The organism is Lientehia hominis, from assembly GCF_021044755.1.
Lineage (GTDB): Bacteria > Bacillota > Clostridia > Lachnospirales > Lachnospiraceae > Lientehia > Lientehia hominis.
In genome coordinates, this window is record NZ_JAJNOR010000006.1 from 132,506 (window position 1) to 156,354 (window position 23,849).

The 23,849-nt window shown below is 50.3% G+C and carries 26 protein-coding genes; 4 read left to right on the forward strand and 22 right to left on the reverse strand.

Features of this window, described 5'->3' with window-relative positions:
- Nucleotides 1–13 precede the first annotated feature (13 nt).
- The 3 genes from nth to LQE92_RS11045 are packed head-to-tail and all read right to left on the reverse strand — an operon-like array spanning nucleotide 14 to nucleotide 3,551.
- On the reverse strand, nucleotides 14–691 hold the full coding sequence (gene nth / locus LQE92_RS11035; RefSeq protein ID WP_231063016.1) for an endonuclease III: 678 nt from the start codon (nucleotides 689–691) through the stop codon (nucleotides 14–16).
- Entirely contained in the window at nucleotides 688–2,388 is a 1,701-nt protein-coding gene (locus LQE92_RS11040; protein ID WP_231063017.1) for a B12-binding domain-containing radical SAM protein, read from the reverse strand. The genes nth and LQE92_RS11040 overlap by 4 nt, the downstream gene beginning before the upstream one ends.
- Nucleotides 2,385–3,551 (reverse strand): aminotransferase class I/II-fold pyridoxal phosphate-dependent enzyme, encoded by a 1,167-nt coding sequence (locus tag LQE92_RS11045; protein ID WP_231063018.1) that lies wholly within the window; start codon nucleotides 3,549–3,551, stop codon nucleotides 2,385–2,387. The genes LQE92_RS11040 and LQE92_RS11045 overlap by 4 nt, the downstream gene beginning before the upstream one ends.
- A 242-nt stretch (nucleotides 3,552–3,793) precedes the next feature.
- On the opposite strand from LQE92_RS11045, the gene LQE92_RS11050 reads away from it, so the two are divergent.
- The 4 genes from LQE92_RS11050 to LQE92_RS11065 are packed head-to-tail and all read left to right on the forward strand — an operon-like array spanning nucleotide 3,794 to nucleotide 8,174.
- Entirely contained in the window at nucleotides 3,794–5,302 is a 1,509-nt protein-coding gene (locus LQE92_RS11050; RefSeq protein WP_231063019.1) for an amino acid adenylation domain-containing protein, read from the forward strand.
- A 7-nt stretch (nucleotides 5,303–5,309) separates the two neighbouring features.
- A complete protein-coding gene (locus tag LQE92_RS11055) occupies nucleotides 5,310–5,603 on the forward strand; it encodes an acyl carrier protein (protein ID WP_231063020.1) in 294 nt (97 codons plus the stop codon).
- A 37-nt stretch (nucleotides 5,604–5,640) separates the two neighbouring features.
- Nucleotides 5,641–7,173, forward strand: a complete 1,533-nt coding sequence (locus tag LQE92_RS11060) for an MBOAT family O-acyltransferase (RefSeq protein WP_231063021.1) — start codon at nucleotides 5,641–5,643, stop codon at nucleotides 7,171–7,173.
- 44 nt (nucleotides 7,174–7,217) lie between these two features.
- A complete protein-coding gene (locus LQE92_RS11065; protein WP_231063022.1) occupies nucleotides 7,218–8,174 on the forward strand; it encodes a hypothetical protein in 957 nt (318 codons plus the stop codon).
- Between the two features lie 106 nt (nucleotides 8,175–8,280).
- Here LQE92_RS11065 and LQE92_RS11070 read toward each other — a convergent pair whose 3' ends face one another.
- The 19 genes from LQE92_RS11070 to LQE92_RS11160 form a co-directional block, all read right to left on the reverse strand.
- Entirely contained in the window at nucleotides 8,281–8,730 is a 450-nt protein-coding gene (locus tag LQE92_RS11070; protein WP_231063023.1) for an Hsp20/alpha crystallin family protein, read from the reverse strand.
- A gap of 236 nt (nucleotides 8,731–8,966) precedes the next feature.
- Nucleotides 8,967–10,061, reverse strand: a complete 1,095-nt coding sequence (locus LQE92_RS11075) for a ComEC/Rec2 family competence protein (protein WP_231063024.1) — start codon at nucleotides 10,059–10,061, stop codon at nucleotides 8,967–8,969.
- 22 nt (nucleotides 10,062–10,083) lie between these two features.
- A complete protein-coding gene (locus LQE92_RS11080) occupies nucleotides 10,084–11,109 on the reverse strand; it encodes an aldo/keto reductase (RefSeq protein ID WP_231063025.1) in 1,026 nt (341 codons plus the stop codon).
- A 115-nt stretch (nucleotides 11,110–11,224) separates the two neighbouring features.
- Nucleotides 11,225–11,632 (reverse strand): ATP synthase F1 subunit epsilon, encoded by a 408-nt coding sequence (atpC, locus tag LQE92_RS11085; RefSeq protein ID WP_231063026.1) that lies wholly within the window; start codon nucleotides 11,630–11,632, stop codon nucleotides 11,225–11,227.
- A 12-nt stretch (nucleotides 11,633–11,644) separates the two neighbouring features.
- Nucleotides 11,645–13,036, reverse strand: a complete 1,392-nt coding sequence (atpD, locus tag LQE92_RS11090; protein ID WP_231063027.1) for a F0F1 ATP synthase subunit beta — start codon at nucleotides 13,034–13,036, stop codon at nucleotides 11,645–11,647.
- A gap of 64 nt (nucleotides 13,037–13,100) precedes the next feature.
- A complete protein-coding gene (atpG, locus tag LQE92_RS11095) occupies nucleotides 13,101–13,976 on the reverse strand; it encodes an ATP synthase F1 subunit gamma (protein WP_231063028.1) in 876 nt (291 codons plus the stop codon).
- A gap of 4 nt (nucleotides 13,977–13,980) precedes the next feature.
- On the reverse strand, nucleotides 13,981–15,492 hold the full coding sequence (gene atpA / locus LQE92_RS11100; protein ID WP_231063029.1) for a F0F1 ATP synthase subunit alpha: 1,512 nt from the start codon (nucleotides 15,490–15,492) through the stop codon (nucleotides 13,981–13,983).
- A 43-nt stretch (nucleotides 15,493–15,535) separates the two neighbouring features.
- Nucleotides 15,536–16,084 (reverse strand): ATP synthase F1 subunit delta, encoded by a 549-nt coding sequence (atpH, locus tag LQE92_RS11105; RefSeq protein WP_231063030.1) that lies wholly within the window; start codon nucleotides 16,082–16,084, stop codon nucleotides 15,536–15,538.
- Nucleotides 16,072–16,638 carry a F0F1 ATP synthase subunit B gene (atpF, locus tag LQE92_RS11110; RefSeq protein WP_231063031.1) on the reverse strand — a complete coding sequence of 189 codons (567 nt, stop codon included), beginning with the start codon at nucleotides 16,636–16,638 and terminating at the stop codon, nucleotides 16,072–16,074. The genes atpH and atpF overlap by 13 nt, the downstream gene beginning before the upstream one ends.
- Nucleotides 16,639–16,690: 52 nt before the next feature.
- Nucleotides 16,691–16,942, reverse strand: coding sequence for an ATP synthase F0 subunit C (gene atpE, locus LQE92_RS11115; RefSeq protein ID WP_231063116.1), 252 nt, complete (start codon nucleotides 16,940–16,942; stop codon nucleotides 16,691–16,693).
- Nucleotides 16,943–16,999: 57 nt separating this feature from the next.
- The gene (gene atpB, locus LQE92_RS11120) at nucleotides 17,000–17,695 is read right to left on the reverse strand and encodes a F0F1 ATP synthase subunit A (RefSeq protein ID WP_331001286.1); all 696 of its coding nucleotides are present in this window, start codon (nucleotides 17,693–17,695) and stop codon (nucleotides 17,000–17,002) included.
- Nucleotides 17,696–17,739: 44 nt separating this feature from the next.
- Nucleotides 17,740–18,150, reverse strand: a complete 411-nt coding sequence (locus LQE92_RS11125; protein ID WP_231063032.1) for an ATP synthase subunit I — start codon at nucleotides 18,148–18,150, stop codon at nucleotides 17,740–17,742.
- Nucleotides 18,143–18,388 (reverse strand): AtpZ/AtpI family protein, encoded by a 246-nt coding sequence (locus LQE92_RS11130; RefSeq protein WP_231063033.1) that lies wholly within the window; start codon nucleotides 18,386–18,388, stop codon nucleotides 18,143–18,145. Before LQE92_RS11130 ends, LQE92_RS11125 begins: the two co-directional genes overlap by 8 nt.
- A gap of 131 nt (nucleotides 18,389–18,519) precedes the next feature.
- Nucleotides 18,520–19,008: a deoxycytidylate deaminase gene (locus LQE92_RS11135; RefSeq protein WP_231063034.1), complete on the reverse strand. Its 489-nt coding sequence runs from the start codon at nucleotides 19,006–19,008 to the stop codon at nucleotides 18,520–18,522.
- 41 nt (nucleotides 19,009–19,049) lie between these two features.
- Nucleotides 19,050–19,478, reverse strand: a complete 429-nt coding sequence (gene rpiB, locus LQE92_RS11140; protein WP_231063035.1) for a ribose 5-phosphate isomerase B — start codon at nucleotides 19,476–19,478, stop codon at nucleotides 19,050–19,052.
- Nucleotides 19,459–19,935 (reverse strand): arsenate reductase/protein-tyrosine-phosphatase family protein, encoded by a 477-nt coding sequence (locus tag LQE92_RS11145; RefSeq protein ID WP_231063036.1) that lies wholly within the window; start codon nucleotides 19,933–19,935, stop codon nucleotides 19,459–19,461. The genes rpiB and LQE92_RS11145 overlap by 20 nt, the downstream gene beginning before the upstream one ends.
- A gap of 4 nt (nucleotides 19,936–19,939) precedes the next feature.
- Complete coding sequence (locus LQE92_RS11150; RefSeq protein WP_231063118.1) at nucleotides 19,940–20,998, reverse strand: L-threonylcarbamoyladenylate synthase; 1,059 nt, start codon at nucleotides 20,996–20,998, stop codon at nucleotides 19,940–19,942.
- Between the two features lie 41 nt (nucleotides 20,999–21,039).
- Nucleotides 21,040–21,723, reverse strand: a complete 684-nt coding sequence (locus LQE92_RS11155) for an N-acetylmuramoyl-L-alanine amidase (RefSeq protein WP_408611457.1) — start codon at nucleotides 21,721–21,723, stop codon at nucleotides 21,040–21,042.
- Nucleotides 21,724–21,846: 123 nt separating this feature from the next.
- Nucleotides 21,847–23,715 carry a glycosyl hydrolase family 18 protein gene (locus LQE92_RS11160; RefSeq protein WP_231063038.1) on the reverse strand — a complete coding sequence of 623 codons (1,869 nt, stop codon included), beginning with the start codon at nucleotides 23,713–23,715 and terminating at the stop codon, nucleotides 21,847–21,849.
- Between the last annotated feature and the right edge of the window lie 134 nt (nucleotides 23,716–23,849).

Here is a 23,849-nt window from a genome sequence, read left to right on the forward strand (position 1 = left end):
CACATTCATCATATTATTTTCCCTCCTGAACAGTCTTGTTTTTTTTCTTTTCTGATATGCTCACTTCCGCAGCCGGACATAGATGGTTTAAAAAGCAGCTGCCGCACTGAGGGTTCCTCGCCGGACATATACCGCGTCCGTGTGTGATGATCTGGATATTATAAAGGATCCAGTGGTCTTTCGGCAGGACCTCCATCAGCTCATACTCTATCTTTTCCGGCTCTTCCGACTTCACAAATCCAAGCTTCTTCGATATCCGCTTTACGTGAGTATCCACCACAATACTTGGTTCATTATATATGTTCCCGCGAATCACATTAGCCGTCTTTCTTCCCACCCCGGCCAAAGAAGTCAGATCTTCTATGCTGCCTGGCACTTCTCCGCCGTATTTTTCAATCAGCCTTTTCGCACAGGCGATGATATTCTTCGCCTTGTTATGATAAAATCCGGTGGAATGGATATCCTGTTCCAGCTCCTTAAGATCCGCCCCAGCGAACTTTTCCAGGCTGTCATATTTCCGAAACAGCTTTTCCGTGACAATATTCACACGGGCATCGGTGCACTGGGCGCTGAGAATAACGGCAATCAAAAGCTGCCACGCATTCTCATGATTGAGATAGCATTTATATTCTCTGGTATAATGTTCATCAAGCAAAGCCAGAATCTGGCTCACCCGTTCTTTTTCTGTCATAATTCTTCCCTTCCTTTCTCCGGCCCATGCAGTATAAAAACCTCTGCATTTCCCGTCAGGGGGTCCCTTTTCTTATAGTCAAACAGCCAATACTCCTCTTTTTCCGTGAAAGGCGGAATAAACCGTTCCACGTGCTTTTCCCGGAGCAGCTGCTTCACCGGAACGTCAGGAAAACATGCCTCGCATCGTCTCCGAATGAGTTCCCGGTATTTCTCCTCCGGAACAGCAAAATCGGGACGGCGCTTTGCATATTCTCTGAGATAATAATCCAAAGTCAGAATCTGACGGAACCGTTCTGTCTCCGCTTCAAAGCGTTCCGATATAAATTCCAGGAGAAACTGATACAAAACAGCCCTTACATGCTTTTTCTTGTCCATCCCCCGAAGCCTGTATTCCCTTCCAAGCATCTCATACATCCGGAACGGGCTCTCAAAGAGCGCCGACAGCGCCTCCATGGCATTCCGGAACTGACAGCTGTTATAATAGATTTCCACCATCTGCTCCACTTCCTTCAGGCGAATGATATCCTCATGAGAAAGCCAGGCTGTGGACAGTACCTCAAAGGGCGCTTCGGCCTGATACAGAATATGGTATTTTTCCGCATCGTAATACATGGGGGATCCTTTCAGCACTTTCAGGAACCCCAGCTGGAGCTGGCTGGGCCCCATGGAATAGACCTCGTCAAACGAATGTCCGAAGCTCTCATAATCCTCCCAGGGAAGCCCTGCGATCAGATCCAGATGCTGATGGACATTCCTTCCGTCTTTTATACCATTTACAATGCTTCTGACTCTTTCCAGATCCGTCTTCCGGCGGATAGCGCATATGGTGCTGGGGTTCACCGACTGCACGCCGATTTCCAGCTGGATCAGCCCGGGCCTCATGGTCCTGATCAAGAACAATTCCTCTTCATCCAAAAGATCAGCAGCTATTTCAAAATGAAAATTTGTGACTCCGTTGTCATGGTCCCGGATATATCTCCAGACGGCCATGGCATGAGGTTTCCTGCAGTTAAACGTCCTGTCCACAAATTTCACCTGGGGCACTTTATTAGCCAGAAAAAAAGCCAGTTCCCGCTCCACCAGGAACAGAGAGCGGAACCGCAGCCTCTTATCCACAGAAGAGAGGCAGTAGCTGCAGGAAAACGGACAGCCTCTGCTCGTTTCGTAGTAAACGATACGGTTTTCAAATTCCTTTATATCCTCATAGACAAAAGGGAGATCGTCCATATCCACAGGTTCCGCCGGTTCTGTGAAGCCAATCTTTTTTCCCGGCCCGCGGAACACACATCCGGAGGGCAGGGGACCTCCCCTGAAGCAGTGCTCCAAGAGTCCCGGAAAGCTTCTTTCCCCTTCTCCGTACAAAATCCCATCGGCCTCAGGAATCTCTCTGAGCCGTTCTTCACATTCAAAGGATACCTCCGGTCCTCCCAGCCATATGGGAATCTCCGGACTGAGCTTTTTCAGGTCCTTTACCAGGGACTTTACATATTCTATGTTCCAGATATAGCAAGAGAAGCAGAGCATATCCGCTTTTCTCATATAAATATCATCCAGAATCTCAGAAGCCCTGTGGTTGATGGTATACTCCGCAAGCTCTGCCACCAGGCCTTCCTTTTCCGCACAGGCTTTCAGACTATAGACCGCCAGATTGGAATGTATGTATTTTGCATTGATCGCGATCAGCAGACATTTCATTCAAGGATTCCACTTTCTTTGATGGCGGCCACAGCCTCGTTTATCTTATCCTCATCCTGCACGAGTGCAAATCGGACATGCCCTTCTCCTGATGGACCAAACGCGCTGCCGGGCGTGGCGATGACTCCCGCCTTTTCCGCCAAATCTCTTACAAAGGCCTCTGAGCTGTCATATTTTTCCGGGATATCCGCCCAGACAAACATCGTGGCCGGACACCGCTCCACCTTCCAGCCAATGGAGCTCAGACCGTCGCAGAGAAGGTCCCGGCGTCTCTCATAAGCCGCTCTGGCCGCCTCCACGCAAGACTGATCACCGGTCAGGGCAGCCACTGCCGCCTTTTGTATAGGAAGGAACATTCCATAATCCATATTGGATTTCAAAGTCGCGAGGTTTCTTACTACCTCTTTGTTCCCCACGCAGAAGCCGATCCTGGCGCCTGCCAGCCCATATGTTTTAGACAGAGAATTGAATTCCACACCTATTTCCTTCGCCCCGGGATATTGAAGAAAGCTTCCGCAGGAAGCGCCGTCAAATACAAGTTCACTGTAAGCATTGTCATGAAGCACTATGATATCATACTTTTTCGCGAAAGCAACAGCCTCTTCATAAAAAGAATCCGGCGCCAACACTGTCGTGGGATTGTTTGGGTAAGAGATCAGCATAAATCTTGCCCGTCTGGCTGTCTCCTCCGGAATCTCAGACAAGTCTATGACATACCCCTTTTCCTTCCTCTGGGGCATGAGATACAGTTCCGCTCCTGCTATCCTGGGGCCGTCGGCAAATACTGGATAACAGGGATCCGGCACCAGCATAAGATCGCCCTCGTCCAGGATGGAAAGCGCGATGTGGGCGAGACCATCCTGGGAGCCTAATAAAGACACAATCTCCGTATCCGGGTCCAGCTCAACCTGATAACGCCTCCGATACCATAGAGCCACAGCTTCTTTAAGCTCCTCCAGATCCTTGATCGCATAGATATAATTCCGTTTATCCTTTGACGCCTCCACTAGTGCGTCGATTATATGGTCAGCAGGCGGAATGTTCGGAGCCCCTACGCTCATATCGATTACGTTCTTCCCTTCCGAAAGACGCCTGTCCTTAAGTTCCATCAGCGTGGAAAAAACGCCTTCACCAAATTGCTCCATCCTCTTTGCAAATTTCACGTAACTCACCTTTTCATTTATAATAACGCATTTCTCGGAACACAGAGTTTCTGTTACCCATTATAGTTATTTGGATTTTATCCGTCAACTCTTCTCTTCACAGCCTTCTGCATTTTTCGCAAAAATCGACATTTATGAATTTTCTATAAAAATTCTAATAAATTCTTATGGTTCCAGACACAATTCCCTCACATTTAAGAAGTAAAACAGAACATGAAAATAAAAACAAGGAGACCAAAACCGTGAAAAATGTCCTGGAATTATTGGAACAAGCAGCCAAGCAGGCTCCCCGCCATACTGCTTTTTTTGATGAAGAGCGCACTGTTTCTTATCGGTCGCTTTTACAGGAATCCCAGGCCATAGGCAGTGCGCTCTTGTCTCTTTCTGCCGAGCGGAAGCCTGTTGTCATTCTCATGGATAAAAGCACCCGCTGTATATCAGCCATGTTCGGCATCCTGTACAGCGGCGCTTTCTATGTGGTAATGGATCCGGATATGCCGGCTGACAGAATTGAAAAAATCTTTCGTATTTTATCGCCCGCGGCCATCCTGACAGAGCAATCCTGTAAAGAACATCTGGAGCCTCTGGCTTTTACCGGTCCAGTATATTTTTATGAGGATATTGTGGACACGCCTGCAGACCATCAGGGACTGTCCACTGTTCGGTCCCGTTCCATTGATACAGACGCCGCGTATGCCCTGTTCACTTCCGGTTCCACAGGCCTTCCCAAGGGCACTGTGGTCTGCCACAGGAGCATCCTCGCCTACAGCCAGTGGGTGGCCGGCACTTTCCATATCGATTCCGAAACAATATTTGGGAACCAGGCTCCTCTTTATTTCAGCATGTCGGTATTGGATATCTACGGCGCTCTGCGGGCAGGTTCTTCCGTCTGCCTGATCCCGCGGAAGCTTTTTGCTTTTCCCGTCCGTCTGCTGGAATACATCCGCAGCTGCCATATCAACACTATATACTGGGTTCCTTCCGCACTCTGTCTTGTAACTGGATGGAAAGCCCTGGATTGCGTCCAGGTCCCTGAGCTCAGAAAGATACTGTTTGCGGGAGAAGTCATGCCCGTCAAGCATCTGAACCTGTGGCGTTCTTATCTGCCGGATGCGTATTTTGCCAACCTCTACGGCCCTACTGAGGTCACTGATATCTGTTCCTTTTACGAAGTGAACCGTTATTTTAATGACGGAGAAAGCATTCCCATTGGAAGGGCCTGCGATAACTGCGGCCTTCTGGTCCTGACTGATAAAGGCAGAGAAGCCGCACCCGGTGAAGAAGGAGAGCTGTGCGTCCGTGGTTCTTTCCTCGCCATGGGATATTACAATGATCCGGAAAAAACGGCAAAAGCCTTTGTTCAGAACCCTTTAAATCCCTATTACCCGGAATTGATCTATAAAACCGGGGACCTGGTCCGTTATAATGAACGGGGCGAGCTTTTATATATCGGCCGGAAGGACTCCCAGATCAAGCGGATGGGATACCGAATCGAGCTTGGAGAAATAGAAGCCGCTGCAGATACCTTGAGGGATATCAAATGCTGCGCCTGTATCTACGATGAGAAAAACGGAGACCTGTGCCTTTTCTATGAAGGCAGGGTGGAGGAAGAGGCGCTGCGGCACGCATTGTCCAAGAGGCTCCCCCGCTACATGCTTCCTTCCAGACTATTTCACTTAAAATGTCTTCCCCACAACGCCAACGGAAAAATAGACCGTCTGGCTCTGCGCAGAGCTTATCAGAAAGGATGAGATTATTATGTTATTTCATAAAAAAGAGGCTTCTTCCAAAAACGCTGAAGCAGAAACTGAACTCCCCGGCATTTCCCGTCTGATCTCGATTTTAGAGAGCATGAAGCCGGGAGTAGACTTTACAAATGAGATAAGTCTCATTGACAGCCATATCCTGGATTCTGTGGACATCATGTCCCTGGCCATGGATATTGAAGAACATTTTCATGTGGAGGTCACCCCCCTGGAAATCGTGCCGGAGAACTTTCAGTCCGCCAATGCGATCTATGAGATGATACTTCGGCTGAACGCCGCCAGATAATGACCCGCGGAAATCATCAAAAAGGAGGACAGGCATCATGTCGTATTCCACCGGGCTGTATCTGCTGTGCTTTCTGCCCTGCACCACTCTCCTCTATTATCTGATTCCCCTGCGTTTCCGCTTCCTGGTCCTTCTGGCCTCCAGCTTTTTATTTTACCTGCTTGGAAACGGTTCCCTCCCTTTTTTCCTTTTGCTGTCCACGTTGATCGTCTACTCCGCCGCCCTCTTAATGAATCGCCTGGGTGGCAGAGAGAAAAAAAAGAAAAAGAGGCTTCTTTGGGGGAGCCTTCTTCTTTTATTCGGCCTTTTATTTTTCTTTAAATATTTTAATTTTTTCAGCCGGAATGTGAATCTGCTGCTGGGGCGGCTGTCGTCCGGAGGAAAACTGCCCATTTTGTCTCTGCTCCTCCCCATGGGTATTTCCTTTTATACCCTTCAGGCCGCTTCCTATCTCATTGACGTCTCCAGGGGAAAATATCCCGCCGACCGTAATTTCGGGCGCTTCCTTCTGTATATGTGCTTCTTTCCCCACATAATGGAAGGACCGATCGCTCGTTATGATCAGCTGGGGACTCAGGTTTATGAAGGCCACCCTTTTTCTTACGAAAATATAACAGGCGGCCTCCAGCTCATTTTATGGGGACTTTTTAAAAAGCTTGTCATCGCGGACCGTGCCAATATGTTCGTAAATACTGTGTTTGAAAGCTGGCAGAATTATCATGGCTTTTATGTGCTTGCGGCGGCGCTCCTGTATACGCTTCAGCTCTATGCTGAGTTTTCCGGATGCATGGATATTGCCGCCGGCAGCGCGCAGATTTTTGGAATCCAGCTGGCTGAAAATTTCCGCCATCCGTTTTCATCCCGTTCCATCAATGAATTTTGGCAGAGATGGCATATCTCTCTCGGCTCCTGGCTGCGTGACTATGTTTTTTACGGCGTATCTCTGTCCCGTCCTTTCAAACGCCTGTCCCAATGGGCAAGGAAACGCCTCCCGGCCCATCTGGCAAAATGGTTCCCCGTCACCTGCGCTCTGTTCCTGGTTTGGTTTGGAAACGGCATGTGGCATGGTGCCAGCTGGAAATATATTTTTTACGGCCTATACTACTTCTTCCTCCTGAGCCTTGGAACTCTGTTAGATCCTCTGTTCCGGAATATTCCCGGCCGCCTTGGTATCGGCAAAAACGGTCGGGCATACCGCGGTTTTCAGAGGATACGCACTTTCAGCATCGTCGTGATCGGGATGCTTCTCTTCCGGGCCGCCAGCCTGAAAACAGGTATTAAAATGGTCTTCTCCATATTCCGCGGCTTTTCTCTGTCCGTCCTCACCGACGGATCGATATTGCGAATGGGATGTGACGGAGCCGACCTGATTGTTCTTTCCGCGGGTCTGATCATCATGGCTGCCGCAGGACACCTGAAGGAACGCGGAAAAAACCTGCGTGGGGAAATAGCCGCTCTCCCGCTTCCTGTGCGCTGGGCCATATATTATTCCGGAATCTTTTCTGTACTGATTTTGGGAGCTTACGGCACCGGTTATGCAGCGGTGGACTTCATATATGCCCATTTTTGATAAAACCAAGTGAGATAAAATAAAGAAAGAGGAGGAACCCTATAATGAAACGACATCCGGCGGTACGGTATATTATCCGCTCCATTTCCTTTCTCTGTATCCTTTTTCTTCTTTTGACCGCCGCGGGTGATATCCTGGCCCCCAAGGACAATACTCATCTGGGCACTTATGACTACGGAGGCTTCTACGGGCTTCCCAAAAACACACTGGATACAGCGGTCATCGGGGACAGCAACGCTTCTGAAGGTATCGCAGTGCCGGAGCTGTGGGGAAATTACGGCTATACCTGTTATACCTCCGGCGGTGCCTGGCATGACGCCAGCCAATCCTACCGGGCGCTGAAAGAGATCCTCTCCTGTCAAAAACCAAAGCTTGTCATTCTGGAAACGGATACGCTTTATCAGGGGAGCGGTATTGCGGCCGCTGAAAATTCCTTAAAGACCATGATGGAATCGTGGTTTCCCTCCATCCGGTTTCATAACCGCTTTAAAGATTTAAAAGCCCATGATTTTATTTCCCCAAAAGACTATTCCTGGGTCCCTGAAATGCACGGCTACTCCTACCGGACAGAAATCACTCCATATTCCGGCGATTACATGGCCGATACGGGAGCGTCCGCCCCGCTGGACCCCACTCAGCTGTTCTATTTGAACCGTATCGTATCACTCTGCCGAAAACACCACGTAAAGCTTTTGCTTCTCAGCATCCCTTCTCCCAACGGCTGGAGCATGGCAAAGCACAAGGCCGTCTCTGCGTTTGCCGGCAGCCACGGAATTCTCTTTCTGGATTATAACGCCGCTCTGGAGAAAACAGGTATTGACTGGCAGACAGACACCAGGGATACGACTCATCTGAATTACAGCGGAGCCCGAAAAGTGACCGTTTCGCTCGGAGAGTATCTCTCTCAGAATTACCGCCTCCCTGACCACCGTGGTCAGTCCGGATATGAAAAATGGCAGGAGGATTATGAAGCCTACCGGAGGACCGTCCCGGAGAACTGAAAAAGCTCGGCGGCGCTGATATATGATGTGTAAAAATAAGAAGCCCTCTCCGATTCTTCCGGAGGGGGCTTCCTGTTTTCACATCTATGTTAAGAGGAATGAAGCATCATCCCTCGATGGCAATATAACCTTTTTTCTCTTCAATGGCCTCATTCTTTTTCGGTACGGAAAGCTTCAGGATTCCGTCTTCAAATCTGGCCTGAATATCTTCTTCTTTTACCTTGTCTCCCACATAAAAGCTTCTGGAACAGCTGCCCGCATAACGTTCGCGGCGGATGTATTTTCCCTCTTTATCTTTTTCCTCTTTATCCAGGCCTTTCACCGCCTGAATCGTCAGATAACCATTTTCCAAAGCAGCCGACACATCTTCTTTCTTAAATCCTGGAAGATCGATCGCTACCTCATAACTGCCGTCTGTTTCCTTCACGTCCGTCTTCATCAGATTTTTTTCGTTCTTCCCATACAGAGGATTGCGCCTTCCAAAGAAATCGTTTCCCCAAGGGAACTCCATCATTTCATCAAATAAATTTTCTCCAAAAACACTCGGCATCAACATAATTCATTCCTCCATTCTTTTCTATATCATGGTATTCTTACACCAACGATGTCTGAACATTTGGAAATCTTTCTTGTTCCTTATGTTCTATGTGTAATATAACACTTATTATAAGTGCTGTCAACCCTTGCGTGCTGATTTCACAAAAAGTTCACAAAAGAAAAAACTATAAAAAAAAGAAAACCTCTGCGACCAAAACACATTAATCACTGAGGTTTTCATAATTAAAGAAGATTTTACGGCCTGCAGTTCCCACATGGGCTGTACCCCTCGTCCAGGACCTCCTGCCGGCTTCCCACAAAGGACCTCTTGTTTTTCTCCTTCATGTCTTCCACACTGCCGCAGTCCGGCAAATGAAATTTCTTCGTGTTAGTATTCAGGACATATTCCTCTGTCTCTCTCGTCTCCGTCTCTGCTTTTTCAGGCTTCTGATCAAAAATAATCTCTCTTCCGTCGCTGCGGACAATAAGTGTCCCCTGGATATCTGTCCGATAAATCTCTGCTCCTTGCTCGGACAGCCTGTTCAGTACCGCTTCCCTGGGATGTCCATAAGAATTCCCCAAACCGCAGCTGATGACTGCCGCCGAGGGGTCCACCGCTTCTAAAAAGGCTTCTGTAGTTGCGGTATCCGATCCGTGATGGTTGACCAGATATACATCCGCCTCCACATCGACCCCTGCTTCCAGCAGGTCTGTTTCCGAAGCTTCCCCCATATCTCCCCCGAAGAAAAATTTATTGCTCCCGGCTGACACCACGGCGCTGACGGAATTATCATTCTCATCTTCGTAGTCATATTTAACCGGACCGGTTATTCGAATAAGGGCGGAGCCAAACGTGTAGGTCTCCCCGATCTGGGGATGCTGCTCCGGAACGGATCTTTCCTCCATGATCTCCGTATAAGAGCGATAGAGCTTTGTATCGGCCTCGTAATCCGCGGACAATACTTGATTTACAGAAAACTGATGAAGCACACCGATGACGCCGGCCAGATGATCCGCGTCATAATGCGTGATCACGACATAGTCCAATGTCTCTACTCCCTGCTTTTTCAGGTAGCTGACTACAAATGACGAATATTCATTGACGCCCCCGTCTATCAGTACATAACGTCCGTCCGATTCCAAAAGAGCGGCGCTTCCCTGTCCCACGTCCAGGTAGTGGACAGTCAGATCTGCTTCTGTCCGGCTGTCTTGTACCTGAGCATCCGCCAAGGGGCTTCCTGCGTATGTGGTTTCTTGTTTCCCGCAGGCGTTCAACGTGCCGATCAGCAGAATCATGGAAAGGGCCAGCAATAAGCCTCTCCAAATTGTTATCCTTCGTCTAGTCTTCATAAAATTCTCTCAATTCTTCTGTTTACTTTTCGTCTTTCCCCACAGCTTCCAGCGCCGTATGGGCCTGTTTGAGCATCTCCCGGATCGGAAGATGGTAAGGACAGCGTTCTTCGCAGACTCCGCAGTCCACACAGGCGTCAGCCTTTACGGCCTGGCTGTCGTATCTGGATTTTGACCACGCCGCCAGATCATACCGCCTCAGATATCCTGCAAATAAAAACACATTAGGAATGGCGATTCCTGCCGTACAAGGCGCGCAGTAATTGCAGCGCCGGCAGAACTGGGTCCCCAATTCCTTTTCAAGGGCCGCCATCTCCTCTTTCTCCCGTTCGCTGAGAGGCGTATGGTCATCGGCCGCCGCCGCGTTTTCCTCGACCTCGCTGACCGCAGCCATACCCGGTATCGCCACCGTCACCGCCGGATTTCGTAAGATGAATCTCACAGCCAGGGAACCGTCTTCAATATTCCCGCCTGCCATGGGCTTCATGGCAATAAAGCCAATGTTTTTCTCCTGACATGCTCGGATATATTCCTCTCCCTGGCGTTCGACCACATTGTAGGGAAACATGATAGTCTCCGCCCAGGGAAGATCAAGAGCTTTTTCAAACACCTTGGGTGAGTGGGCCGTCACCCCGATATGACCGATCTTTCCCGCCCTTCTGGCCTCCTCCAGAGCTTCCAAAGCACCGCCTTCTGCCATGACGGCCTCCAGCTGTTCCATATTGGGATTATGTATCTGGTAAAGGTCGATATATCCGGTCCGGAGATTCTTTAAACTGATATCGATATCTCTCTCCATCTCTTCTTTTGTCCGGGCCATGCTCTTCGTCGCAAGGACAAATTTTTCCCGCACTCCCTCCAGGGCCTCTCCCAGAAATCCTTCACTGACCGAATAGGCCCTTGCCGTATCAATGAAGTTCACCCCCGTGTCCAAAAGGCTTTTCACGATCTTTTTCGTCTCCGCAGCATCCACCCTCTGCAGCGGAAGCCCTCCAAACCCTACTCTTGAAACCTTCAGACCTGTCTTTCCAAGTTCACGGTATTCCATGATCTCCCTTCCTTTCTTTTCATATAACAAAGTGTGTATCCTGCGTGGAACATTTCCCATTATATTAAAAAGCTCCGGCCAGCCGGCTCACTGCCGGCGGCCAAAGCCTTGTTACTTATTTTGCCGCATTTATTCTGGCCAGAGCGCGGCGAAGGGCCATCTCCGCTCTGATCACATCCATTTCGCCTCCCTTAGACTGGATGCGCTCCTCTGCCCGTTCTTTCGCTTTCTTGGCCCGCTCCAGATCGATTTCCTCCGGCCATTCCGCCGCCTCAGCGAGGACCGTCACCTTATCCTTGAGGATTTCCGCAAAGCCTCCGTGGAGCGCCGCCTTTTTCTTTTCTCCTCCTGGCCGGTGGATAATAAGAATGCCCGGGGACAGGATACAGGTGGTAGGCACATGCTTCTTATAGACGCCAATGGCCCCCTCTTTGGTATTCATCTCTACCATTTCTACCTTATCCTCATAGAACACCCTGTCGGGCGTGATCACCCGAAGGTCAAATAATTTCTCGTCTGCCACCGGAACACCCCCTTAATTAACACGAGCCAGTACGTCGTCAATGTTGCCCGCGTTGAGGAAATGGCTCTCGGGGATATCGTCATATTTGCCTTCGATGATCTCCCTGAAGCCCTGAATGGTTTCGGAAAGCGGCACATAGCGTCCTTCCAGACCGGTAAACTGGCCGGCCACAAAGAACGGCTGCGATAGGAATCTCTGCACCTTCCTTGCTCTGGACACAGTCAGCTTCTCTTCCTCGGACAATTCATCCATACCCAGGATTGCGATGATATCCTGCAGCTCATTGTATTTCTGCAGAATCTCCTGTACCCCTCGGGCTACTGCATAATGCTCTTCTCCCACAATACGGGGATCTAAAATTCTGGACGTGGATTCCAGAGGATCCACGGCCGGATATATGCCAAGCTCCACGATGGAACGGGAGAGTACGGTAGTAGCGTCCAAATGAGCGAAGGTAGTAGCCGGCGCCGGATCGGTCAGGTCATCGGCCGGCACATAAACGGCCTGTACGGAAGTAATAGAACCGCTCTTCGTGGAAGTGATACGCTCCTGAAGAGCACCCATCTCCGTCTGCAGCGTAGGCTGATAGCCCACGGCCGACGGCATACGGCCAAGAAGCGCCGATACCTCGGAGCCTGCCTGTGTGAAACGGAAAATATTGTCAATGAACAGCAGGACATCCTTGCCGCCCTTATCTCTGAAATATTCCGCCATGGTTAGGCCGGTCAGCCCCACTCTCATCCTGGCTCCCGGTGGCTCGTTCATCTGGCCGAAGACCATGGTGGTCTTATTGATTACCCCTGATTCCTGCATCTCGTAATACAGATCGTTGCCCTCACGGGTACGCTCGCCCACGCCGGTGAAAACAGAATATCCTCCGTGTTCCGTCGCGATATTCCGAATCAGCTCCTGGATCAGTACCGTCTTTCCCACCCCGGCGCCTCCGAAAAGGCCAATCTTCCCGCCTTTTTGGTAAGGGCAGAGAAGGTCTACTACTTTGATGCCCGTCTCCAGAATCTCCGTATCTGTCGCCTGCTCCTCGAAGGAAGGCGCTTTCCTGTGAATGGGAAGGCGTTCCTCCGTTTTAGGAGCTTCTTTATTATCAATGGGTTCTCCCAGAACATTAAAAATCCTTCCAAGAGTATTTTCTCCCACGGGCACCGTGATAGGGCCGCCTGTGGCCGCCGCCTCCATGCCGCGGACAAGTCCGTCCGTTGAGCCCATGGCAATGCACCTGACCGTATCATCGCCCAGATGCTGGGATACTTCCACAGTCAGATCCGTCCCGTCACTCCTCCGTACCTTGATCGCCTCATTGATGTCGGGGAGTTTTCCTTCACTGAACTTGATATCCAGGACGGCACTGATGATCTGGGTGATTCTGCCGATATTCGTCTCTGGCATTCCTTGTTCACTCCTTTTCCTAAATTTTTGCATCCCGCAGCGCATTTTTCTGACCGCCGCTTTCTCAGTTCAGAGCCTCTGCGCCGGCGATGATCTCGGTCAGCTCCTGCGTGATAGAGGACTGTCTCGCCCGGTTATACTGCAGGGACAGCTTATCTATCATTTCCTCCGCGTTGCTCGTCGCAGAATCCATGGCCTGCATTCTCGCACCGTTCTCGCTGGCTATGGATTCCAGCATTCCGCCGTAGATCAGATTATATACATAGCCGGGAATCAGGGCATTTAAGACCTCTTCCTCATCCCCGTCATAATTCATCGGACACTCCCTGTCCTCTGAAACCGCCTGCCCCGCAGCCAACTCTTCCTCTGAAAGCTCTATAGGAAGCAGCTTAATGAGCTTGGGTTCATGGCTGACCGTGTTCTTGAATGCCGTATAAGCCAGGTAGATTTCACCGACCTCACCGCTTTGATAAGCTTCCAGGACCGCCCGGCCTATGGCCGCGGCATCCGCATAAGAAGGCTCCTCGATCACATCTGAATAATCCCTGGTAAGCTCATATCCTCTTCTCACAAGGGCATCCCTGCCTTTGCGGCCGATGGCATACAGCTTCACCCGTCCCATTTCCAAATCCGTGTTTCCGTCAACTTCCTTCACAATGTTGGAATTATAGCCCCCGGCCAGCCCCCGGTTGGAGGTGATGGCGATGACCGCCTGTTTATCTGAGATTCCCTTCTGCAGATAGGGATGACGCACATTCTGAGTATGGGCCAGGATCGAACAGACCGTGCTGTAGGTCAGATCAAAATAAGGACGCGTGTTCTCCGCCTTAACCCTGGATTTCTGCAGCTTAACCGTAGATACCAGTTTCATTGCATTGGTAATCTGCTGAGTGCTCTGGATACTGGATTTCCTTCTCTTGATCTCGCGCATTGTAGCCATAAAATCACCTCAGTTCAAACTGTTCTTTGAATTCAGAAACAGCCGTGGCCAGTTTTTCCTCCAGTTCCGGGGAAAGTGCCTTCTCCCTTCGGATCGCTTCAGGAAGCTCCGGATATTTTGTATCTACAAATTCAAACAATCCTTTTTCAAAACGCAGAATCTCGTCCACCGGGATATCCAGCAGATATTTCTTAGTTGCGGCATAAATAATGATCACCTGATATTCTACGCCCATGGGCTGATACTGAGGCTGCTTAAGAACTTCTCGGATACGCTCGCCCTGGGCCAGTTTTTCCTTGGTGTCCGCATCCAGCTCAGAACCGAACTGGGAGAACGCCGCCAGCTCACGGAACTGGGCCAGCTCCACACGGATGGGCGCTGCGATCTTCTTGATTGCCTTGATCTGCGCCGCACCGCCTACCCGGGACACAGAAAGTCCCGCATTGATAGCGGGACGGAATCCCGCGTTGAACATTTCCGTTTCCAGATAAATCTGGCCGTCGGTAATGGAGATTACATTCGTAGGAATATACGCCGATACGTCACCGGCCTGAGTTTCAATAATGGGAAGCGCCGTGAGGGAGCCTCCTCCCAGTTCGTCGGACAGCCTGGCCGCCCGCTCCAGAAGCCTGGAGTGCAGATAAAACACATCGCCGGGATAGGCTTCTCGTCCCGGCGGCCTGCGCAGAAGCAGGGAAAGCGTACGGTATGCCGTCGCATGCTTCGACAAGTCGTCATATACCACCAGCACATCTTTGCCGGCTTCCATCCATTCCTCGCCGATGGCGCAGCCGGAGTATGGCGCAATATACTGTAACGGAGCCATTTCGCTGGCCGTCGCCGCCACTACTGTGGTATAATCCATGGCCTGATATTCTTCCAGGGTCTTCACGATTCCCGCAACTGTAGAAGCCTTCTGCCCGATCGCCACGTAGATGCAGTTTACGCCTTTTCCCCTTTGGTTGATGATGGTATCAATGGCAAGAGCGGTCTTGCCCGTCTGCCTGTCCCCAATGATCAACTCACGCTGTCCTCTTCCGATGGGCACCATGGCGTCAATGGCCTTGATCCCTGTCTGAAGAGGGGTATCCACCGATTTCCTGGTGATAACGCCCGGCGCCACACGCTCTATCTGTCGGTATCTGTCCGCATGGATAGGGCCCTTCCCATCGATAGGCTGGCCAAGGGCATTCACGACACGCCCCAGCATTCCGTCTCCCACAGGCACTTCAACTACCCTGCCAGTGGTCTTTACTGTATCCCCTTCCGCAATGTTTCTCTGGTCCCCCAGAAGCACGGCGCCCACATTGTCCTCTTCCAGATTGAGGACCATGCCATAAACTTCCCCCGGAAATTCCAGAAGCTCGCCCTGCATTGCTTTTTCAAGGCCATGGATACGTGCGATTCCGTCTGCGACCTGGATGACCGTGCCCACATCGGACACCTCCAGGCGTGAGGAATATCTCTCAATCTGCTCTTTGATGACGGAGCTGATTTCTTCCGGTCTTAAATTCATGGAGCTTTCGCACCTTCTTTCTATAGTTATGATCACAGGCCTCTCAGCCCAGCTGAATCTTCATGAGCTCTTTTTTCAGCTCATACAGCCTGCTCTTGACACTGCTGTCCACCACGCGGTCGCCAATCCGAATGACAAGTCCGCCAATAAGGCTCTCATCAATGTAAAAATTCATCTCAAACTCTTCATACTTAGTGGTTTCCAGCAATTTCTGTTCAATCTGTTTTTTCTGTGCATCGGAAAGCGGCGCCGCCGAGGTCACAAAAGCGATTCCTATATTCTTATATTCCTTCACTTTGCCGATAAAATAGGAAAGAACCGCATCCAGCTCATTCTGACGCCCTTTTTCAATAACTACTCTTAGAAATCCCGTCATCTCTGCCGATACACGGCCCTTAAATACGGACTCCATCACCTCAAGCTTCTCTTCCTTGATGATATTCGGATGATTGAACAGCTTCAGAAGCTTCGGATTATCCGAAAGAATCTCCCGGACAGCTTCCGCTTCCGCATACAGTCCATCCACATTTTTCACATCCAGGGCTGTTTCAAAAAGCGCTTCGCCATATATCTTTGAAATCAGCTTTGCCATGTGTCATCACCTATTTCCTTTAACGTCCTGTCTATCAGCTCATCCTGGATCTTCACATCCATGGACGCCTTCACGGCCTTGACGGCCATCATGGACGCAATGGTTATCATTTCCTGCTTCATATCATCCAGAGCCTTCTTCTTCTCCAGCTCCGCCTCGCGGCCGGCCCTTTCAATAATGCGGGCTGATTCTGCTTTGGCGTTTTCCAGAATTTCTTCTTCCCGTTTCAATGCCTTCTTTCTGGCCTCCGCCAGAATCGCCTCTGCTTCCTTGTCGATATCCTTTATCTTTGCTTCATACTCGGTCTTCAGCTCCGCCGCTGTCTTTTTGTCCGCCGCGGCAGTATCCAGGTCCGTCCGGATCTTCTCCGAACGCTTCTCCAGCATATTGCGTACCGGGTTAAAAAGCAGATATGACAAGGCGAAAAACAGGATGAAAATATTGACGCCCAAAAGCAGAGCGTCATGGATCAGCTGAAGGTCAAGCCCCAGAATCCTGGTATACTCTTCCCCGCTGGCCGCCAGAAAGTTTCCCGCTGCCAATATCGCTCCCAATGTTCCGCCTCCTTTCTTCCACTCCCTGAATGGAGTCTCTTATCCTCTTTATTTAGAAAGGTTTCACGAACATCAGGATAAATGCGACTACGAGGCCGTAAAGACCCGTAGTCTCCGCTACTGCCTGTCCGAGAAGCATGGTGGTCGTGATATCGCCCTTCGCTCCCGGATTACGGCCAACTGCCGCCGCCGCATGTCCGGCCGCGATTCCCTGTCCAACACCAGGTCCTATACCGGCGATCATCGCCAGACCAGCGCCAATTGCTGAACACGCATAGATTAAATCCTGTCCTGTAATCATAATAAATCCTCCTTCAATGTTTTGATTCTCATAACTTTTGATTTTTCGTTCTTTCTGCTCTCACATTTTATCGTCCACATACACCATAGTCAGCATGCAGAACACATAGGTCTGGATACATCCGGAAAACAGATCCAGATATGCGTGCAGAAACGCTGGTATTCCCAGCTTTGCAATTACTATCGGTATGATACCATACCACAGCGCCATTATGATGGTTCCGGCCAGCATATTGGCAAACAGACGCAATGACAATGATATCGGTGTTGCGATCTCGCCTATCAGATTGATCGGAAAAAACAAAGGTATTGGCTCAAACAGCGCTTTGAAATGTCCTGCTCTCTGACATTTGATCCCGTTGTACTGAATCAGTACAAATGTTATCAGACCCAGACAAAGTGTCACGCCGTAATCAGCCGTCGGCCCCCGGAGCCCCAGCAGCCCGGAAAGGTTGCAGATCAATATGAACAAAAACAAAGTACCGATATAGTTCAGGAACTTTTTCGGTTTTTTCATATTGGTGCTGACCATTTTCCCCAGCATTTCCACTATCGTTTCCACCGCGTTCTGGAAACCGGTCGGGACTTCCTTCGCTTTCTTCATACAGCGGTTGGCTGCAAAAGCAAATATCAATATGACGACTGTCACGATTATCATCGACACATGGGTAGTCGTAAGCCAGAACGTATGTCCAAACAGCTCATAGCTCACCAGCCCATGGATGGCAAAATCCGCTTCACAAAGAATCATTCTCATGCTCTCACCCCTTTCTTATTAAAGTAGGTTTTTCTTTCTATCCTTCAGCCTTCGGAATCCAAGCCTTTTCCGAAACGGCAGAAAGCCTTGTGGATAAGCGGCCTCAAATATACGCCCAGTTTAAGTGTGAACAGACCTGCCAGGATTGCCAGCATATCAAACCAGCCTGAGCTCCAGGCGGCCAGAAGAACGAAGGCCCCGACAGCAACCCGTATTATATAAGACCGGAATGCATGATTCTTCGCAGTCTTTTCCTCCATCATATCAATGGAAGTCTCCAAGGTGACGCTCATATGAAGGAAATAACCGGCCGCCATCAGGACTCCCAATAGAAAGCCTAAAAGTATCCTGGCCTGCGCTCCCCAAAATATCAAGATCACGGCAAACCCCAGTATGCCCCAGAGAAATATACCTAGGATCACCTCTTTGACCACCTGGCCGGCATATTTAATCATCGTCTTCCTCCTCGCCGTCCTCTTCATCCGGCCTGACCGCTTTCTTGGCCAGGATGTATGCGCTTCTTGCCCCGGCCAGTATTCCAAGGAGCAGAAGCGGCAGAGTAAAATACGTGGAAAACTTTTTATCCAGCCATACGCCTAAAAGCACACACAGGATGACCGGCGTAAGCATGGTAATGCCAAGCTGGCTCACCAGAGCCAGGCAGCGCACCAGTTCCCGATGCCTTTTTTTCATGCGATCACCCCTCCATTGCCGCAGGAAGCCTGCGGCTCCCGTGTACACCATAACATTATATCATCTAAAAATCCTGGATTCAATGAACAAAAAGCCCCATTTGTCGTACAAAAAGTCCTCTGGACCGTCTCCTAAACCATAACTTCCAGTTTTCTTCCCGTGCGTTTATAGGGCACCAGTTCCACGCCCGCCGACTTAAGCATCCGCTTGGACGCGCGCACCGCCGGAGTGTCTCCATATTTATCATCCGCATAAATAATCATTTTAATACCACATTGTATAATTGCTTTCGCACATTCATTGCACGGAAACAATGTCACATAAAGCTTGCTGCCCTCCAAGCTGCCGCCGCGGTAGTTCAGAATGGCGTTAAGCTCACTGTGCGTACTGTAGAAATATTTCGTGTCATAGGGATCTTCACATCCTTTTCCCCAGGGAAATTCATCGTCGGAACAGCCCTTCGGAAACCCGTTATACCCCATGGACAGAATCTTATTGTCCTGGCTCACGATACAAGCGCCCACCTGGGTGCTGGGATCCTTGGAACGCATGGCAGAAAGCTCTGCCACCCCCATGAAATACTCGTCCCACGAAATGTAGTCCTTCCGCTTCTCGGTCATGCCCGACACCTCGCTTTCTTTAGTACCATCCGTCTGCCAGCTCAGTCTTCTATCTTGCTGATCCGTCTGGCGTGGCGTTCATCGCCGGAAAACGGTGTGTTCAGGAAAATGTCCACGATCTTAAGCGCCAGCCCCGCACCTACTACGCGGCCTCCCATCGCCAATATATTCGCATCGTTATGAAGTCTCGTCGCTTCTGCACTGAAGCAGTCCGAACAAAGGGCCGCGCGGACTCCTTTGATCTTATTTGCAGTGATCGAGATGCCGATGCCTGTCCCGCAGATCAGAATCCCTTTTTCGCATTCTCCGTCGGCCACCGCATGGCCCACCAGCTTCGCGTATTCTGGATAATCCACCGCTTCTCTGCCAAAACATCCGAAATCCTTATATTCCAGATGATTCTTCTCCAAATACGCGATGATCTCCTGCTTCAGTTCATATCCTCCATGGTCACATCCCAACGCTATCATTGTCGGTCTCCTCCTTGAATATTATTTCTGCTGCAACTTTTGTCAATAGGTCTATATGTTCATAGCATGCCCCATAATCGGCCAAAGTACCGCCCAAAGGTTCCGCGATATCTCCTTCCTGGCCGGTAAACTCCCTCAGCGTGAAAATATTGGGCATCTCCGGAAATCTCTCCTTGACCTGATGCTTTTCAGCCGCAGTCATGGTCAGCACCAGGGTCCCCGGAATAAAATCCTTCCGTTCCAGGGGTTTTGCTTCCTCATCCAGAAGCTCCAGATGGTGGCTTTTTAAGATTGCGACGGTTTTCTGGTTGATGGGCTCCGGAAATAGGACCACCAGGCCCCTGGCAGCCACGCTGATCTCTCTTTCTCCCCGGATGCCCTCAAATACAGCCGCGGCCATATTGCTCAGGCAGGTATTGTCCGTACAGACAAAAATAATTTTCTTCACCCTTGCCATTCCATCACTCCTGACATTCCACTATCCTGTGGCCGGACGCCTTGATCAGACGGTTCATGATCGCTCCGCTCAAAGAATTGTCCTCAAAGCTTTCAGAAAATATACAATCCACCCGTTCCTCGTCAAAGGCCCGGAGCACATCATAAAGATTATGCGCGATCGTCTCCGGGTCCCGTCTGGACCCCACACATTTTTTCACAGGCGCTTCATAAAACCCTATGGATTCTTCCGTGCAGATGACCCCAGCCTTTTTTCCCTCTGAAGCCGCCTTTTTCAGCGCCGCAGAGATAGCGGCCGCGGAAGTCTCCGGTCTGCCCCGAAAAATAGTCAGTTCCGCTTTCGGCGCATAATGCCGGTATTTCATGCCCGGCGCCTTCGGGTGGACTCCCGGCGCCATCTGTCCCATGCTGGCCTTATCCAGTTCTGCCCTTCCGGTAATCCGGCGTATCATATCCATGGTGATATACCCGGGGCGCAGCACCGTAGGAATTCCTTCTGATACATCTATAATAGTAGATTCCAGTCCGATTCCCACCTCTCCGCCGTCCACGATCATATCAATCTTTCCGTCCATATCTTCTATGACATGGGATGCTTTCGTGGGACTCGGCCGGCCGGATTTATTGGCGCTGGGCGCCGCGATGGGCACGCCGGCTGCCGAGATAATGCCGTTTGCTACAGGATGGCTGGGCATACGAACAGCCACCGTCTCCAGCCCGCCGGTGGTTTCATACGGCACAGCCGCCGTCTTTTTTAATATCATCGTCATGGGACCGGGCCAAAAAGCCGAAGCCAGGGCTCTGGCTTCCTCCGGTATCTCAGCCGCCAAAGGTTCCAGCTCCTCCATACGGGCGATATGGAGAATCAGCGGATTGTCCGAAGGGCGTCCTTTTGCCTCATATATCTTCGCCGCGGCTCTGGCATCCATCCCATTCGCCCCCAGGCCGTACACCGTCTCCGTAGGAAAGGCCACAAGTCCTCCGCCCGCCAGGATGCGGCCCGCTTCCTGGACAGCTTCCCGGCTTATATTGGATTCGTCTATTTTTACCACTTTTGTAATCATCATAATCTCTAGTATAGCATCGTTACCTCAAAATGGAAAGACTACTCTTTCAAATAGTTCAGAATTCCCTGACATACTGCTTCCGCTACTTGTTCCTGATATTCCTCCGAGGTCAGCTTCTCCGCCTCGTCCCAGTTGCTTAAAAATCCACATTCTGCGATAACGATAGGGCAGGGCACATGAAGCAGCATATAATAATCCCCGTTAGCCTTGGCCGAACGTTTTTTATTGCTGCTGATCGTCTGGTTAAAGCTGTTCTGGATAGCTTCCGCCAGCTGTTTCCCTTTCTCGGAGCTTTTATAATAGAAGACCTGCGCTCCCTGAATAGCTCCGTCACTGTAGCTGTTCTGATGGATGCTGACCACAAAATCCGCCTTACTCTTTTCAATGATCTCGCAGCGCTTGTTCAGATCCGCCACCTTCTTATTGCTGTCTCCGGAATCGTAAAGACCATTGTCGTCCTCCCTGGTGAGAATGATCTTCTCTGCCACTCCTTCGTTCTCCAAAAGCTCTTTTACCTTAAGGGTGACCGCCAGATTGATTTCTTTTTCCAGGGCGTTGTTGATGCCCACCTTGCCTGGATCATCGCCCCCATGTCCGGCGTCCAGCACAATGACCGGCAGCTTCCCGCCCTCACCGGAGACCTCCGTACCTCCCGCACCTTTCCAGATTCCCGCCAAAGGGCCTGTCAGCATGAAGACCGCCAGCAGCAGACAGATACCCATCACAAACTCCACACACTTTTTCAAGGTCAAATCCCCCGAGCTAATAGTTCCTTATACTATATGCCCGGGGGATTCCATTATATTAATCAGTCTGATCATTCTTTCCTTTTAAGAATCGAGGTGTCACTGAAGGTACTGCCCGATTACCGGCCACACATCGAAAGACTCCAGTCCCAGTTTCCAGAAAGCCGCTCCGGCGATTCCATATTGTTTCACTTTTTCCATTTTAAGTCCTATGGATCTGGCATCTTCCAGCCAGATGCGCCATGTAGATCCATCCTCCTCATACTGACCATAATACTGGCCCAGCTCTTCCTTCCATTCCGGCGTCACACCATGGGCGGATAACAGCCGCTGTGCCTCATCCATTCCCACAGCTCTTGAATCCCTGGCATACCGTCCCTTATAGACGGACAGCCCGTCATCATAAAGCTTGGCATCTGCCGGCGCATTCTCCTCCGGCGTTTCCTGCCACACCCGCATAAAGAACGGAAGCCCGTTTATTACCTTCTCCGCTGGTACCGACCTCAGGGTATTGACAATCCCCTGCTCAGAAAAGCCGATGGAAGCATTTGTACCGGAACAGCAGCCTTTATAGTGTTCATCATAGCCCATGATGACTACATAATCCGCCACTTGTCCCTGCTCCTCCAGGTCATACCAGCTGCGTCCTCCAGAAGGCACATAGTTATCTATGGAGAGCACCTTTCCTGCCTGTCTGCAGGCAATGGAAAGCTCTCGTATAAACTGCAGAAAATGAGGAGCGCTGTCCTGTTTGATGCCCTCAAAGTCCACATTGATCCCGTCCAGTCCGTATTGGGAAACTGCATTCATCAGCTGATCTGTCATTGTTCTCCTGGCTGCTGAAGAAGACAAGAGGGTCAGCACATCCACATTACTGTCAAAATCGTCGACAAGGCCCCAGACCTGCATGCCCCGTTCATGGGCCTGGCTCACATAGGAAGCATCAGCCAGAGAATTAAGCGCCCCGCTGTTATCTGCCACAGAAAACCAGGTAGGGGACAACACTGTGATCCCTTCCGTACCCTCCAGATATTCCGAAAGCTCAGCGTTATCTCCGGCGCTGAACACCTGATGCCAGGCCATACTGATCTTTTTATCATTCTTGACCGCTGTATATTCCGGCAGCGTCACGCTGGAGGTCAGCTGGTATTCCTCCTGGTTCTTCAGGTATTTTGTCTTCAGATATCCCACGAATCCGTCTTCTGTCCGAACCCTGGTCCAGTCATCCACAGTATCAATGATATACAGGGTACTTCCCTTCTCCGTCTCCGTGAGGATTGGACTTTTGATTCCGGCCAATACACGGACAGCTGTTTTTCCCGCCGCTTCCGCTTTCAAATGAGTTCCCCAGTCATTCTCCAGATAAAGCCTTGCAGGCAGCCCGTTTTTTTCATCAGATGGATAGCTGGATAACTGGATTCCGGTAAAAGCCGCCATAAAATCAACGGAAACATATGCTTTTCCATTTTCCGTAAAACAGATCTCATAACCCATGTCGATGGTCTGTCCTCCCACAGCATAAGTGTGGGCCCCCGGCTGGATGCTCACCGTCTCAGTCGCCAGTGAATAAAGAAGCAGTCCCTCATCACTGAAATACCATTTGCTGTCTGTCTCAGCAGCGGCCTCTGCCGGAAGGTAAAGCTTCCCATCCCGGGACAAAGCCGCGCTTTCTGTCTGTATCCCGCCGTGAAAGACAGCGGTACTGTCTGCACCCATACCATAAACAGTCTTATAGTCCGCCCAGGTGGTACCCGGTCCGAATTTCCGAAACAGCACAAATGCACCGGCAGCCAAGACTGCTAGGGCCAGCAAGAGGCATACATAAAATACCGGAGAGCCTTTCGGCCTCCTCCTCTTTCCTGAGGAATCCCCGCCCCTTTCCTGGTACACCGGCCTGTCATTTCTATACTCCCGGCCTCCGGAAGTCCTGTCCGTCTTCCTATTATATGTCCTTCGCAATTCTGTCATATCTATAACCTCTGTCACTCAAATTTTCATCTGCGATCTGCTTATATTGAGTATGCGCTGCCGCATCTGCTTTTACAGTATAACATATTTTAAAGGACGAACTGTGAATGTGGGAAAAAAATTAGAGAATCTTA